General features: G+C 75.5%; 20 protein-coding genes. 11 read left to right on the top strand and 9 right to left on the bottom strand.

Features of this window, described 5'->3' with window-relative positions:
• The first annotated feature begins 62 nt into the window (after nucleotides 1-62).
• Together ACIQBJ_RS02405 and ACIQBJ_RS02410 are read left to right on the top strand one after the other, a co-directional pair.
• Nucleotides 63-554 (top strand): DUF2975 domain-containing protein, encoded by a 492-nt coding sequence (locus ACIQBJ_RS02405; protein WP_400702100.1) that lies wholly within the window; start codon nucleotides 63-65, stop codon nucleotides 552-554.
• The gene (locus ACIQBJ_RS02410) at nucleotides 554-793 is read left to right on the top strand and encodes a helix-turn-helix domain-containing protein (RefSeq protein ID WP_400702103.1); all 240 of its coding nucleotides are present in this window, start codon (nucleotides 554-556) and stop codon (nucleotides 791-793) included. Before ACIQBJ_RS02405 ends, ACIQBJ_RS02410 begins: the two co-directional genes overlap by 1 nt.
• Before the next feature lie 20 nt (nucleotides 794-813).
• Here the strand turns inward: ACIQBJ_RS02410 and ACIQBJ_RS02415 are convergent, their stop codons facing one another.
• The 7 genes from ACIQBJ_RS02415 to ACIQBJ_RS02445 all read right to left on the bottom strand — a co-directional run bounded on the left by ACIQBJ_RS02415 (nucleotide 814) and on the right by ACIQBJ_RS02445 (nucleotide 6,850).
• Complete coding sequence (locus ACIQBJ_RS02415; RefSeq protein ID WP_400702106.1) at nucleotides 814-2,307, bottom strand: MFS transporter; 1,494 nt, start codon at nucleotides 2,305-2,307, stop codon at nucleotides 814-816.
• A 171-nt stretch (nucleotides 2,308-2,478) separates the two neighbouring features.
• Nucleotides 2,479-3,471 carry an XRE family transcriptional regulator gene (locus ACIQBJ_RS02420; protein ID WP_400702109.1) on the bottom strand — a complete coding sequence of 331 codons (993 nt, stop codon included), beginning with the start codon at nucleotides 3,469-3,471 and terminating at the stop codon, nucleotides 2,479-2,481.
• Nucleotides 3,472-3,746: 275 nt separating this feature from the next.
• The gene (locus ACIQBJ_RS02425; protein ID WP_400702112.1) at nucleotides 3,747-4,205 is read right to left on the bottom strand and encodes an SRPBCC family protein; all 459 of its coding nucleotides are present in this window, start codon (nucleotides 4,203-4,205) and stop codon (nucleotides 3,747-3,749) included.
• Nucleotides 4,206-4,316: 111 nt separating this feature from the next.
• A complete protein-coding gene (locus tag ACIQBJ_RS02430; protein WP_400702115.1) occupies nucleotides 4,317-4,487 on the bottom strand; it encodes a hydrophobic protein in 171 nt (56 codons plus the stop codon).
• Between the two features lie 249 nt (nucleotides 4,488-4,736).
• Entirely contained in the window at nucleotides 4,737-5,234 is a 498-nt protein-coding gene (locus ACIQBJ_RS02435; protein ID WP_400702118.1) for an ATP-binding protein, read from the bottom strand.
• On the bottom strand, nucleotides 5,231-5,650 hold the full coding sequence (locus ACIQBJ_RS02440) for an STAS domain-containing protein (protein WP_400702121.1): 420 nt from the start codon (nucleotides 5,648-5,650) through the stop codon (nucleotides 5,231-5,233). The genes ACIQBJ_RS02435 and ACIQBJ_RS02440 overlap by 4 nt, the downstream gene beginning before the upstream one ends.
• Before the next feature lie 195 nt (nucleotides 5,651-5,845).
• A complete protein-coding gene (locus ACIQBJ_RS02445; RefSeq protein WP_400702123.1) occupies nucleotides 5,846-6,850 on the bottom strand; it encodes a SigB/SigF/SigG family RNA polymerase sigma factor in 1,005 nt (334 codons plus the stop codon).
• Nucleotides 6,851-7,221: 371 nt separating this feature from the next.
• Between ACIQBJ_RS02445 and ACIQBJ_RS02450 the strand changes: the two genes are divergently transcribed.
• From ACIQBJ_RS02450 to ACIQBJ_RS02465, 4 genes are all read left to right on the top strand, one after another.
• The gene (locus ACIQBJ_RS02450) at nucleotides 7,222-7,545 is read left to right on the top strand and encodes a plasmid stabilization protein (protein ID WP_400702125.1); all 324 of its coding nucleotides are present in this window, start codon (nucleotides 7,222-7,224) and stop codon (nucleotides 7,543-7,545) included.
• Between the two features lie 5 nt (nucleotides 7,546-7,550).
• Nucleotides 7,551-7,796 carry a hypothetical protein gene (locus ACIQBJ_RS02455; protein WP_400702128.1) on the top strand — a complete coding sequence of 82 codons (246 nt, stop codon included), beginning with the start codon at nucleotides 7,551-7,553 and terminating at the stop codon, nucleotides 7,794-7,796.
• 185 nt (nucleotides 7,797-7,981) lie between these two features.
• The gene (locus ACIQBJ_RS02460; protein WP_400702131.1) at nucleotides 7,982-8,344 is read left to right on the top strand and encodes a hypothetical protein; all 363 of its coding nucleotides are present in this window, start codon (nucleotides 7,982-7,984) and stop codon (nucleotides 8,342-8,344) included.
• 48 nt (nucleotides 8,345-8,392) lie between these two features.
• Nucleotides 8,393-8,602 (top strand): CsbD family protein, encoded by a 210-nt coding sequence (locus ACIQBJ_RS02465; protein WP_400702134.1) that lies wholly within the window; start codon nucleotides 8,393-8,395, stop codon nucleotides 8,600-8,602.
• Between the two features lie 261 nt (nucleotides 8,603-8,863).
• Here the strand turns inward: ACIQBJ_RS02465 and ACIQBJ_RS02470 are convergent, their stop codons facing one another.
• On the bottom strand, nucleotides 8,864-9,349 hold the full coding sequence (locus ACIQBJ_RS02470; protein WP_400702137.1) for a DUF6328 family protein: 486 nt from the start codon (nucleotides 9,347-9,349) through the stop codon (nucleotides 8,864-8,866).
• Between the two features lie 179 nt (nucleotides 9,350-9,528).
• Between ACIQBJ_RS02470 and ACIQBJ_RS02475 the strand changes: the two genes are divergently transcribed.
• The 5 genes from ACIQBJ_RS02475 (at nucleotide 9,529) to ACIQBJ_RS02495 (ending at nucleotide 12,978) form a co-directional block, all read left to right on the top strand.
• Complete coding sequence (locus ACIQBJ_RS02475) at nucleotides 9,529-10,212, top strand: HAD family hydrolase (RefSeq protein WP_400702140.1); 684 nt, start codon at nucleotides 9,529-9,531, stop codon at nucleotides 10,210-10,212.
• Between the two features lie 5 nt (nucleotides 10,213-10,217).
• The gene (locus ACIQBJ_RS02480; protein ID WP_400702143.1) at nucleotides 10,218-10,406 is read left to right on the top strand and encodes a hypothetical protein; all 189 of its coding nucleotides are present in this window, start codon (nucleotides 10,218-10,220) and stop codon (nucleotides 10,404-10,406) included.
• 112 nt (nucleotides 10,407-10,518) lie between these two features.
• On the top strand, nucleotides 10,519-10,719 hold the full coding sequence (locus ACIQBJ_RS02485) for a hypothetical protein (protein WP_400702146.1): 201 nt from the start codon (nucleotides 10,519-10,521) through the stop codon (nucleotides 10,717-10,719).
• 236 nt (nucleotides 10,720-10,955) lie between these two features.
• Nucleotides 10,956-11,666 (top strand): GNAT family N-acetyltransferase, encoded by a 711-nt coding sequence (locus ACIQBJ_RS02490; protein WP_400702149.1) that lies wholly within the window; start codon nucleotides 10,956-10,958, stop codon nucleotides 11,664-11,666.
• Nucleotides 11,667-11,739: 73 nt separating this feature from the next.
• The gene (locus ACIQBJ_RS02495; RefSeq protein WP_400702152.1) at nucleotides 11,740-12,978 is read left to right on the top strand and encodes a hypothetical protein; all 1,239 of its coding nucleotides are present in this window, start codon (nucleotides 11,740-11,742) and stop codon (nucleotides 12,976-12,978) included.
• 19 nt (nucleotides 12,979-12,997) lie between these two features.
• Here the strand turns inward: ACIQBJ_RS02495 and ACIQBJ_RS02500 are convergent, their stop codons facing one another.
• The gene (locus tag ACIQBJ_RS02500) at nucleotides 12,998-13,375 is read right to left on the bottom strand and encodes a hypothetical protein (RefSeq protein WP_400702155.1); all 378 of its coding nucleotides are present in this window, start codon (nucleotides 13,373-13,375) and stop codon (nucleotides 12,998-13,000) included.
• Nucleotides 13,376-13,440: the final 65 nt, after the last annotated feature.

Genomic DNA, 13,440 nt, shown 5'->3' on the forward strand with positions numbered 1-13,440 from the left:
CCCTTGCCTACGCCTATCGATATTCGATAGATTTCCATCGTTGCTCGATGGAAGGTCGACTCATGGGAAAACTGACGGTCCGCGCCCTGCGCACCGTGCTCGTGGTGGTGCTCGCCGGCACCGTGCTCGTCCAGGTGCTGATGCTGTGGATGCTGGTCGGCGGGAAGGACCCGGAGGACGGGACGCTCCCGCTGACCGCGTTCCGGGTGATCACCGTGCTGGGTCTGGGCGCGGCCCAGGTCGTGATGGGCTGCGTGTGGCGGCTGGTGGCGATGGTGCGGCGCGGGACGGTGTTCTCCACCGCCGCGTTCCGGTACGTGAACGGCATCATCGGCGCGATCGTCGCGATCGCCCTGCTGTGGTTCGCCGTCACCGCCGTCAACGCGCCCGGCCAGCGCGACGATCCGGGCGTCACCGTCATCATGGGCGGCATCGGGCTGGCGGTCCTGGGCGTCGCCCTGATCGTGGCGCTGCTGCGCGCCCTGCTCACCCAGGCCGTCGCCCGCGACGTCGAGGCGGACCGGCTGCAGGCCGAGTTGGACGAGGTGATCTGATGCCGATCAGCGTCGACATCGACGTGATGCTGGCCCGGCGCAAGATGTCCGTCGGCGAGCTCGCGGAGCGGGTCGGCATCACCCCCGCCAACCTCGCCGTCCTCAAGAACGGCCGCGCCAAGGCGGTCCGCTTCGCCACCCTCGCCGCCCTCTGCGAGGTCCTGGCCTGCCAGCCCGGCGACCTGCTGCGCTGGGAGCCGGAGACCGCCGACCTCGCGGAGGCCGTCGAGGGCCGCTGACCGGCCGTCAGACCCGGCCGTCAGACCCGACCGGCCGGGTCCGGGTCCGGGACCTGGCTGAGCGGCGCGGCCAGCGACTCCAGGCTGCGCCGCTCGGCCTTGATCCCGATCAACGCCTCGACCAGTCCGGCGGCCGCCATCAGGGCCGCGCCGATGCAGAACGCCAGCGTGGTGTCGCCGACCTCCCCGCTGCCGACCAGGCCGTTGAAGAGCAGCGGCCCGGAGATGCCGCCGACCGCGGTGCCCACCGCGTAGAAGAAGGCGATGCACAGCGCCCGGGTCTCCATCGGGAAGATCTCACTGACCGTCAGGTAGGCCGAGCTGGCCCCGGCCGAGGCCAGGAACAGCACCGCCGTCCAGCAGGCCGTCATGGTGGGGGCGTCCAGCGAGCCGCGCTGGAACAGCCAGGCGGTGCCGAACAGCAGCACCCCGGAGCCCAGGTAGGTGCCGGCGATCATCGGGCGGCGGCCCACCGAGTCGAAGAAGTGGCCGAGCAGCACCGGGCCGAGGAAGTTGCCGACCGCGATCACCGCGAAGTAGTAGCCGGTGTCGCCCGCCGGGACGTCGAAGAAGGTGGTGAGGATCGCCGCGTACCCGAAGGTGACCGAGTTGTAGAGGAAGGACTGCCCGACGAACAGCGACAGGCCGAGCACGGTGCGGCGCGGGTAGGTGCGCACCAGGGTCCGCGCGACGGTGACGAAGCCGATCGGGCCGCGCTCCCGGATCCGGATCGGCGGGTCCTCGACCGGCGGCAGTTCCTTCCCGCTCTCCTCCCGGACGATCCGCTCCGCCTCGGCGACGATCTCCTCCGCCTCGTCGCCGCGCCCGTGCAGGAACAGCCAGCGCGGGCTCTCCGGGACGTGCCGGCGCACCAGCAGGATCACCAGGCCGAGGACGACGCCGATGCCGAACGCCAGCCGCCAGCCGACGTCGGTGGCGAACAGCGCGGTGTCCAGCAGGGCGATCGAGGCGAACGCGCCGAGCGCCGCGCCGATCCAGAAGCTGCCGTTGACGATCAGGTCGACCCGGCCGCGGACCCGGGCCGGGATCAGCTCGTCGATCGCCGAGTTGATGGCCGCGTACTCGCCGCCGATGCCGAAGCCGGTGAAGAACCGGCACAGGAAGAAGAACCAGGCCGTCCAGGAGAACGCGGTGACGGCGGTCGCCGCCAGGTACACCACGAGGGTGACCATGAACAGCTTCTTGCGGCCCAGCCGGTCGGTCAGCCAGCCGAAGAACAGCGCGCCGCAGCACGCGCCGGCCACGTACAGCGCGGCGGCCACCGTGGTGACCTGGGTGGTGCTGATCGCGACCCCGCTGCCCGGTTCGGCGAGCCGGGCGGCCAGGTTGCCGACGACGGTGACCTCCAGGCCGTCCAGGATCCAGACGGTTCCCAGGCCGATCAGGATGCGCCAGTGCCAGGGCGACCACGGCAGGCGGTCGAGCCGGCCCGGGACGTCGGTCTCCACCGTGCCGGGACCGGGCCCGGCCGCCTCGCGTTGCGGTGTGGACATCTCGGCCTCCGTCGCCTAGGACGCGCGCCCGGCCCCTCCGGGTGCGCCGCCCCCGCGCCTGCCCCGAAGCGCCGCGCGTACGCCGGAAACCCCCGCCCGGCCGTCCGAACGGCTCCGGGGGGCGAGGGAACCGGGAGCCGGGAGCCGGGGCCGGGAGGCTGTCCCGGCGGCTCAGACGGCGGTGAGCCGGTCCAGGAACTCCGGGACGCCGTCCACCCGGCGGTGCCGGGCCAGCGCCGGGGCCAGGTCGCGGACCAGGGCCACGCAGCGCGGGGCGCCGATCCGGGCCGACAGGTCGAGGGCGTCGGCGGTCGCCGCCAGGGCCTGTTCGACCTCGCCGGTGCGCAGCAGGGCGTGGGCCTGGTAGGCGAGGAAGACCGCGCGGGTCTTGTCCCGGGCCGGGGGCAGCAGCGCGACGCCCTCGGCGATCCGGGCCCGGGCGGCGGCGGGGTGGCCGAGGTCGAGCAGGCAGCGCCCGGAGTCGACGGCCAGGTCCGCGGGGCCCATCCAGCAGCACCAGCCGGGCGGCGGCGGCCCGGCGTCCGCCCCGTCCAGGGCGCGTTCGGCCGCCGCCAAGTCCCGGTAGCAGGCGGCCCGTTCGCCGAGTGCGGCGTCCGCGCGGGCCCGCCGGAGCAGCAGCAGCGCCCGGGCCGAGGGGTGCCGGACGCCGGTGAGCGCGTAGCCGAGCCGGTCGGCGGAGGCCCGGGGCCGTCCGAGCCAGGTCGCCTGGTAGGCGGTGTCGGCGAGGACGCCCGCGACCCGGTCGCGGTCCCCGGCGGCGTGCGCGGACAGCAGCGCGACCTCCCACATCCGCCCGGCGGCGGCGTGCCGGCCCTGGTCGAACCGGTACCAGCCGCAGGTGGAGGCCAGCGAGGCGGCCAGCCGGTGCAGCCGCCGCCCTGTCCGCTCGTCGTACCGCCCGTCGGCCAGCAGGCCCGTGACGGTGGCGAGTTGGGCGTCCATCAGGCGGGCCGCGTGCCGCCGCTGCTCGGTCGGCAGCACCGCCAGCCCGTTGCCGCCCGCCTCCAGCCAGTCCACCACCGCGCCGTCCACCCGCGCCCCGCCGAACGCCCGGGCCAGCCGCTGCGGCTCGGCCGACGCCCACTGCACGGCGAGCACGGCCAGCGAGGCCACCCCGAACCCCACGAAACTGCGACGGTCCACGGCGACCCCCGGTCCCACGTCTCGGCCCTGTACGCGGGACGGATCGGGCACCCGTCCCCGACCGACAGTAACGGCGGGCACCACCCGGCAACGGGCAACGGCACGGTTTGGGCACTTCCCGACCACTCGTGCCCCCTCCCGACCGAGAACGCCCGCCGCGCCACCGTCCGCGGTCGGCGATCCGCTCCGCGAGCGGGTCCGGGAAGGCCCCCGGCGCACGCGGGCCGCCCCGCCGGACGGGGCGGGGCGGCCGGGCGGCGGGGCGGACGGCGAGGTCAGGACGGGGTGATGCGCCCCCGCCAGCCACCGGTCTCCAGGCCGCGTTCCTCGACGAAGGACTTGAACCGCTCCAGGTCGCCGCGGACCCGACGGTCGATCATGCCGAGGGTGTCGGCGGTGTGTTCGGCGATGCCCTGCGGGTCGTAGTCCATCGCCAGCCGGACCTCGCAGCGGTCGTCGTCGAGGCGGGCGAAGCTGACCGCGCCCCTCTGCTGGACGTCACCGCCGATCGTCCGCCAGGCGATCTTCTGGTCCGCCAACTGGTCGACGATCTCGGTGTCGAACTCCCGGGTCACTCCGGCGATCTTGGTGCGCCAGTGGTTGTGGCGCTCGTCGATCTGGGTGACCTCCTCGACGCCGTCCATGAAGCGGGGGAAGTCCTCGAACTGCGTCCACTGGTTGTACGCGGTGTGCAGGGGGACGTCGACCTCGATGGTCTCCTGGACCGTGCTCATGTGCGTTCTCCTCCGCGCTCGGGGATGTTCTCGGGGAGCGTGCTCACAGGCGTGCTCCGGGGACGCTCCGGGCGTTCCCGGAGCGCCGCGGGCCGTCAGCGGTGTCCGGCGTCACCAGCGGTACCAGCGGGAGCGCTCGCCCCCCGAACGGGCGCCGCGGGCGACGAAGCCGATCAGCCAGAGGACCAGCACGGCGATCGCCACCCACCACAGCACCTTGACGGCGAATCCGGCGCCGAACAGGATCAGGATCAGCAGCAGTACCAGCAGCATCGCGAGCATGTCGGTCGCACCTCCTCGGTCCGGGGCGGCCGCCGACGGGAACGGGCGGCGGCCGGACGGCCCGCTGCGGGCCTGCCGGGCGTCTGACCGATCCGTCCCGTTCCAAACCTTTTCGCCGCCCTCTTCGCGTTCCCCGCCGAGCACCTCGCTCGCGATCGGGCAGGTGTCGTCGTCGGTGTCGGAGGCGCTCAGGCCGAGCGCGCGGTCCGGCCGGGCGTCCAGCTCGGGGCGGCTGCGACACCGGTCGGCTCAGGGTTCCGCCGGAGGACGGACGACCTCCAGCCACACGCGCTTCCCACCCCCCGCCACGGGCTCGCACCCCCACGCGGCCGACAACCGGTCCACCACCCGCAACCCGTGACCGCCCGGCCGGGCCCTGACCTGCGGGGACCGCAGCACCGGCGGCCGGTCGTCGCCGTCCCGGACCTCGACCCGCACCAGCGGGCCGCGCCGGCTCAACTCCAGCCGGTAGGGGCCGGTCGCGTGCTGGCAGGCGTTGGTGACCAGTTCGCTGGTCATCAGCAGCACGTCCTCGGCGGCGGTCCGGACGGCGTCGTCCGGCCGCCGGGACGCGCCGCCCACCCCCGAGCCGTCCTCCTCCGCGGGCAGCCAGCCCCAGGCGCGCAGCGCGCCGCGGACGAACTCCCGGCCCAGGGCGACGGTGCCGGGCGTCCCCGGGAGCGGCAGGCCGCGCCGGTCGACGCCGGCCGGGGCCGGGCCGACCGGACCGGCGGGGCGGCCGGTCATCGCTCCTCCCCCGCGTCTTCGCCGCCGTCCCCGTCCGGCGCCGCGGGGGCGGCGAGCGCCTCGTCGACACCGGGGTGCACGGACAGGACCTCGTCCGCACCGGTGATCCCCAGCATCCGGGCCACCACCGGCCCGGGCCCCGCCAGCAGCAGGGACAGACCGACCCGCCGGGCGGCGGCGTGGGCGCGCAGCAACAGGTTGAGGCCGGTGGAGTCGCAGAAGCTCAGGCCCGCGCAGTCCACCACCAGACGGCCCGGCGGATCGGCGACGGCACTCTCCAGGGCCTCCCGGAGCGGACCGACACTGTCGTGGTCGAGTTCCCCCTCGGGCCGCACCACCAGGGCCCCGGGAAGACGGCGCAGCACCACCGTGAGCGGTGCGCCCGCAACGGGCTGGGCATTCACGGTTCCGGCCACTTCCTGCGCCTCCTGCCGTCCGGCACGGGCCCCCTCCAGCCTGCGAGCCCCACCCCGGTGCGGCTACCCGACCGCCCCCGCCCCAATCGACGGGGCCTGCCCGGCCACCCCTCACCCTGCTCCCCGCCCCACACCTCCGCCGCTCTCCCCTTCCTGTTCCTGTCTCGCCTTCCCTCCCCGTCCTCCTTCGCCCTCCTACTCCGCCCGCCCCTCGATCCGCTCGCACAGGGCCTCCGGCCCACTCCCACCGCTCCCCCTTCCCTCCTCCCCTCCCCGTTCTCCTTCGCCCTCCGGCCCCGCCCGCCCCTCGATCCGCTCGCGCAGGTCGGCCAGGGTGGCGGCCAGGATGCGCGAGACGTGCATCTGGGAGACGTCGATCTCGGCGGCGATCTCGCTCTGGGTCAGCCCGCCCCAGTAGCGCAGCAGCAGTACGGTGCGCTCGCGTTCGGGCAGCCGGCTGATGAACGGCTTGGCGGTGACGCGCAGTTCGGCGAGTTCGAGGGCCGGGTCGCAGTCGCCGAGCCGGTCGACCAGCGCGCTCCCGGCGTCCTCGGAGCCGTCGTCGCGCAGCGCGTCCAGCGAGTCGCACCGGCACAGCCGCCCGGCGTCCAGCCCCTCGGCCGCCTCCGCCTCGCTGAGGTGCAACTCCTCGGCGAGTTCGGAGAGTTCGGGCAGCCGACCGAGTTCCTGCTCCAGCCGGTCGGAGGCGCGGGCCGCGGCCAGGTAGTGTTCCTGCACGCTGCGCGGCACCCGCAGCGGCCACGAGGTGTCGCGGAAGAACCGCTTGATCTCGCCGGAGACGGTGGGGATCGCGTACGTGACGAACTCGACTCCGCGCTCCGGGTCGAAGCCGTCGACGGCCTTGATCAGGCCGACCGTGCCGACCTGCAGGATGTCGTCCAACTCCTCGGGGCGGTGCCGGAACCGGGCGGCGACGAACCGCACCAGCGGCATGTTCAGCTCGATCAGGGTGCCCCGGACGTAGCCGTACAGGGCGTCCTCGCGCGGCAGTTGGGCCATCCGGCGGAACAGCGCGTCGCTCAGTTCGCGGGCCTCGTACTTGCCCATGGCCCGCATCTCGCGGCGGGTCGGCCGGTACGTCGGGTCGACGCCGTCCGCGTTCGAGGGCGTCGCGGCGGCACCGGTCGCGGCGTCGCCGGTCGTACCCGTGTCGGACAGGTACGGAGAGAGGGTGTTCACGGGGAGTCATCTCCCGGGTGACGGTGGGGACCTGCCCCGTGCCTCGCGGCGGCGTGCCGTGCGCCGGGACACCCTGCGGTGTCCGGACGGCGGCGGCCCGGGCGGAACGACGACGGGGCGGGCGAGAACCGTGGAAACCCGGCTTCTTCAGGCGACGGCTCCCGGCACGCGGCTCGCATGCCGTGCTGGGCGACCTCTCGGGTCGACCGCGCCGGATGCTGCCCACTCGGCGGTGGACACTCGACACGGCACTCCCCTCCTACCCGCCCCCGGGCGTCCCAATCCACCCGGACCGACCCGATTCATCCGATTCGACCCGGGTAGGCGCGCCGTAGACCGTCCGGACCGTCCGGCGACGAAAGGAGTCCGCCATGCCCGCCGGATCGAGCCCCAAGCGGGAGCGCCAGTACGAGCACATCAAGGAGAGCGAGCTGCAGCGCGGGGCGAGCGAGGAGCGGGCCGCGGAGATCGCCGCCCGCACGGTGAACAAGGAGCGCGCCCGGCACGGCGAGAGCCGCACCGCCAGCCGCAGCTCGACCCACGACGTGTCCTCGGGCCACCGCGGCGGCAAGCGCTCGCACCGCGGCGCGCAGGGCCCGACGTACGACCAGCTGTACAACGAGGCCCGGCAGCGCGGCATCAAGGGGCGCTCCACGATGAACAAGCAGCAGCTCGAACGCGCCCTGGGGCGGTGAGGACGATGACGATCCCGATGCCCGCCGACCCGGACGTCCGCCCGCCGGACCCGCCGGACGCCCCGCCCCGGCCCACCGACCCGCCCGCGCCGCTCGGCCCCGCCCCCGTCCCGCCGGACCCGGCACCGCCGATCCCGCACGATCCCCGGCCGCCCGCCCCGGTGCCGTCCCCGGAACCCCCGGACCCGCACGGCCCGCCCTACCACCCCGTCCCCCACCCCGACCCGGAGCCGCAGCCCGGGCCCGGATGACCGCCGGACCCGGCACCCGCCCCGGACGAACGGGCGGGCCCGCCGCCGCGCTGTCCGTGGACGCCGTGGACGTCTGAGCGCGGGCCAGGGAAATAGGTCTCCATTGCATCGATTGATCCGCTTCCGTCCGGGCAGGCGCTGTCCGACCCGGGGCACGACACGGAGCAAGCGAAAGGACCTGGACCATGCTGCTGCTCGGACTGCTGCTGTTCGCCGCGTCCGGCGCGTTCGCGGGGCTGCTGATCGCCGACAACCTCGGCGGCGGGCCCGAGACGGGCGTGTCCGTGCTCGGCCACCACCTCGCCACCGTCAGCACCCTGGGCGCGTTCCTCACCGGACTCGCCCTCGCCCTGCTGTTCTGCGCCGGGATCGCCCTGATGGGCGGCAGGGTGCGCCGTCACCGCCGTCACCGCCGCCCGGCCGAGCCGGTCACGGCCGCGCCGACCGTCGCGGAACGCGGCGGCGGGACGACGGACCTCGACGCCACCGCGGGCCTCCCGACCGCACAGCCGCCCCGCCCCCGGCCGCGGCACCGCTTCACCCACTGACACCCCGTCAGGACCACCCCGTCCGCTGATCCCCTGGAGGGAACGACCATGAGCAACGCAACCGACAAGTTGAAGCACAAGGCCGAGGAAGCCGTCGGCGCGGCCAAGGAGAAGGCCGGCTCCGCGACCGGCAACGAGCGCCTGGAGCACGAGGGGCGCGGCGACCAGGCCGAGGCCCAGGTCAAGCAGGACGCGGACGAGGCGAAGGCCCGGATCGCGGAGGGCGTCGACAAGGTCAAGGGCGCCTTCAAGCGCTGACCCCGAACGGGGAGGGGGGGGGGGGGGGGGGGGGGGGGGGGGGGGGCGGCCCCCCCCGCCCCCCCCGGCGCGGCCCCCGCGGGCCACCCCCCCCCCCCCCCCCCCCCCCCCCCCCCCCCCCCCGGGCGCGGGCGGCGGCCCCCCCCCCCCCCCCCCGCCCCCCCCCCCCCGACCCTCCCCGTTCCGCGTCCCGCGTCGTCATCGCCGTCGTCGAGCGTCGTCCCCAGGTTGTCGGGCAGGCCGGGCGGGCACGGCCCGGGGCTACCGGTGCCGGCGACGGCCGTTGTGGCGGAGCAGCCAGGGCAGCAGCAGCCACCACACGGCGAACCAGAGCATCACGGCGGCGACGATCAGGCAGGCCGGCAGCAGGCCGACGGCGAGGTGCAGCAGCAGGAGCAGCGCGGAGCCCACGGTCAGGGCGAGCAGGACGACGCCGAGGGTGACCACCCGGGAGGTGGCGTCGACGAGTTCGGCCTTGAGACGGCGACCGGCGAGCAGCCGGTGGTAGGCGACGGGGGCGATCAGCGCGCCCGTCGCGAGGGCGCCGAGGACGACGGTGACCACGTACAGGTCGCGGTCGAAGGGGTCGAGGGTGGCGAAGCGCGGTGTGAAGACGACGCTCAGCAGGAAGCCGAACAGGATCTGCGCGCCGGTCTGCGCGACCCGGACCTCCTGGAGGAGTTCGGTCCAGCGCCGGTCGGCGCGCTCGTTCGGGGTCTCGTGCCGGCCCCGGCCGTCCTCGGGCATCACGGGCCCTCCTTCCGTCCGGGCCCTCCTTCCGCCCGGGGCGTCTGTCCGGCCGGGGTGGCGCGAAACCGCCGCCCGTGGTGTCCGGTTCCCGGTGGGTGTGCGGCGCGCCGACCGGGGTAGACGGGACGGCGCGCCGGAAGAGCTCCGGGCGGGTCGGGGCGGGAGGTGGAGTCGGCATGGCAGAGGCCGCGGCCGCGCTGTTCGACGTGGACGGCACCCTGGTGGACACCGTGTACCTGCACACCCTCGCCTGGCAGCAGGCCCTGCGGCAGTACGGGCACGAGGTGGACGCCGCCCCGATCCACCGGGCCATCGGCATGGGCGGCGACCAACTGCTCGACCACCTGCTCGGGACGGACCGCGACCGTTCCGAGGACGAGGCCCTGTCGGACGCGCACCTCGCGCTGTACGCCGCGCACTGGCCCGCCCTGCGGGCCTTCCCCGGGGCGGCCGAACTGCTCCGGGAGTGCGCCCGGCGCGGCTGGCGGGTGGTGCTGTCCACCTCCGCGTCGGGACGTGAACTCGACGTGCTGCGGCGGGCCCTGGACGCCGAGGACGCCCTCTACGCGGTGACCGACGCGGACGAGGTGTCGGCCTCGAAACCGGCCCCTGACCTGGTGCGCAGCGCCCTGGAACAGGCCGGCTCCGCCCCCGACCGGGCGGTGTTCGTCGGCGACAGCGTGTGGGACGTGCGGGCCGCGCACCGGGCGGACACGCCGTGCGTGGCGGTCGAGACCGGCGGTGTCGCCGCGGAGGAGCTGCGCGGAGCGGGCGCCCTGGAGGTGCACGCCTCGGTCGACGAACTGCTGCGCGAACTGGACGACAGCGTGCTCGCCCGGCCCCGGGCGGGCCGGCGGTGACCGCGGTGCGAGCGGCGTCGGCGAAGCGGCTGCCGACCGCGGTGCAGTGCGGCTGCTACCGGCTGCGGGCCCTGTGCTGGACCCTGCTGGGCGCTCTGGCCGGCCCCACCGCCGCCCCTGCGGCCCCGGCCGACGGCGCTGACGGCCCGTCGGGCCGGTCCGCCACCGGGACGACAGGCGAGGAGCGGCGGTGAGGGCGGTGGACGGGGCGGCACCCTCCTGGACCGGCGGGAACATCTGCGACGAGTGCGTCGACCCGGCCGGCTCCACCGTGGCGGAGTACCGGCCGGGCCCGTCGAGCTGCGGATGCCGAGGTGGGGCGAGCTGACGGACGCCGAGACGCTGTCCCGGCTGCCACAGGTCGCCGCCGTCGCCGACCAGGTGGCCGCCGACCTGCGCACCTGGGTCCTGGAACTGCGGCGGCGCGGCGTCACCTGGGCCCGGATCGGCGAGGCCCTCGGGATCACCCGGCAGTCCGCCTGGGAGCGTTTCTCCGGCGAGGAGTGAACCCCCGGCGGCCCACCGCGCACCCGCCGCGCGGGCCGCGGGCCGCGCCGTTCACCGCACCGCCGAACGGGACGTCCGACAAGGGGACTTGACGGTGGATCGACGATCCGACGAACAGTCGACGACCCGCCCGGACCCGACTCCGCGGTAACCGGCGGGACCCGTAGAATCCCGCCTGCACGGCACCCGGCCGACCCGGCCGCACAGTGCTCCGAGGGGCGGGGGACGACACACGCATGGTCTGGCCACGACTGCGCCGCAGGCGCGCCACGCCCGGCCAACCGCCGCTCGGCCCGTGCGGGTCCGGACGGCACGCGCTGCGCACCGAACGGCTGTTGCTGTTCACCCCGGAGAACAAACTGGACCTCGCGGCGGCGCTGGCGGCCGCGTCCGACCCGGTCGCGCAGCACTGGCTCGGCTGGACGGAGAGCGTGGTGGCCGACGCGCGGGTCCGCGAGGCGCTGGTGCAGGTCCGGCCGGGCGACCCGGGTTCGCTGCGCTCCTCACCCCTGTTCCAGCGACTGCTGGCGGAGCCGCTGCTGCCCGGCGACCTGGAGGGCGGCTGGCTGGTCGCGGTACGCGCCGACGACGGGCGCTACGCGGGGTGCGCGCACGTGCACCCCGAGCACGGCGAACTCGGCGGCTGGCTGGCGCCGCACGCGCGCGGCGAGCGGCTGGGCAGCGAACTGTTCCGCGCCGCCGTGCACTTCGGCCACACCCACCTCGGCCTGCCCGTGCTCCGCGCGGGGCACGAACGGATGAACGCGCCGAGCGGCCGGGCCCTGGAGGGCGCCGGGCTGGCCCCGGCCGAGGGGCCGGAGCTGTTCACCCTGGCGAACGGCCGCGAGACCGCGGTGCGCTGGCTCCAGCACGTCGCCGCCGAACCGGCCACCCGCTGCCCCGGGATGCCCGTCCCGGCCGGCACCCCCGCCCCCGCCCACGCCTGAACGGCCGTCCCCGCACCGGTCCGCCGCGACCGTCACCGGTACGACCGACACCGGTAAGACCGACAATGGTCCGGTGACTCAGCAACCACCGGGTGCCCGGCTGTCCCTCGTCCTCGACGCGCTCGGCGCCCCCGCCGACGGGCCGGCCGCCCGTCGGCTGGCGGAGGCGTTCGGGGGCGTCCCGGCGGCGGTCCGGGAGCGGTCCGTCGGCGAACCCGCCTACCTGGCACGGCGGTTGGCGTTCGCGTCCGGCGGCGAGATCGTGCTGCACGACGACGTGGTCGCCGCCGTCCTGCTGCACCTGGCGCCGACGCCGACCGCCCCGCGCGGCCTCGACCTGGCGGAGTGGGTCGCGGGCGCGGCCGACGACGCCACCCTCGACGTGCTGGCGGCCGCCCTCGGGGCCCGGCCCGGCTTCGCGGGGCTCGGCACGCCGTACTTCGCCCTCGCCCCCGCCGGGTACGCGCGGCCCCGCTTCGCGGACGACCGCGGCTGGAACGAACCGGGCCGCCTCCTCGGCCTCACCTTCACCCCGGAGCAGCCCGGCCTGGCCTGCCGTCCCGAGGACGACGACTGCCCCGCCTGCAGCCACCTCCTGGTCCGCCGGGTCCGCGAAAGCGCCGACGGCCCCGACCCCGTCGGCACCACCGCCGGCACCACCACCGGCCCCGTCGACCCGGCCGGCACCGTCGACGCGCTCACCGCCGCGCTCACGGCCGGCCTGCTCACCGAGGACGCCCACCGGGTGCCGCTCGCCGACCTCCTGGCGCTGCACGCCTCGGGGCTGATGGAGCGGGCGGAGAGCCAACTCACCTGCCGGGCCTGCCGACGGGTCGTCTGCCTCACCCTGTACCGCGACTCCGCCCCGACCTTCGCCCACCACGTCCTGAACGACGCGCGCCGACGCCCGCTCGAACCGGTCCCGCCCGTCGAGCAGTGGGGCGACCCGGCCCGGGTCGCGCGGGCCCGCGACGCGATGCGCTACGTGGACCACGAACCCGGGGCCTGGTTCCTGGTCGAGGAACGGGGCGTCCTCCACCTCGACGCCCGGTACAGCTACAGCGCGGTGATCGACGACTCGGTCCTGATCCGCCTCGACGACGCCGAGACCGAGACCTACCGCACCGGCGGCCACGCCGCCCTGTCCCGCCTCGCCGCCCGCATCCAGCACAGCGCCCCCTACCGGGAGGAGTCCCCGTACCACCGGCGCAACCTGTACACCGGCCCGGACGCCGCGAAGTACCGCGCCGCGGTCACCGCCGCGATCGCCGACCACACCTGGCTCGCCCAGCAGCACCGCCGGAACCCGTGACCTCCCGGAGGTGAACGGCTCAGGCGGGGCGGCCGTACGGGACGACGACCACTTGGTGCTCGTCCTCGTAGCGGACCTCCCCCGGGTCGGCGGAGCGGAGCGTCTCGCACCCCACCCCGTGCGCGGCCAGGATCTGCAAGTACCCGTCGACCTGGGCGAGATGACGGTGGGCGGACGCCTTGAACCAGGCCTCCGCGCCGAGGTTGAGCTCGCGGTCGTAGACCGCGGGGTCGACGTGGGAGGGGTTCACGAGGTTCGCGTCGTACCAGTCGTAGCCGGCCCGCCGGAACGCCTCCTGCCCGGCGGTGAGCGCCCCGTCCGCCGCCAGCCCGTTGACCAGCGCGAACACCCCGGGGAAGGTCCCGCGCCGATTGGGCTCCGTCGCCTGGAACCGCACGTACAACTCCGCCCCCCGTTCGCCGGACCGGCCCGAACCGAGCGGGCCGCTCCGGGCAGCCTGCC

Origin of the sequence: Kitasatospora sp. NPDC088391 (assembly GCF_044753345.1) — a bacterium.
GTDB lineage: Bacteria > Actinomycetota > Actinomycetes > Streptomycetales > Streptomycetaceae > Kitasatospora.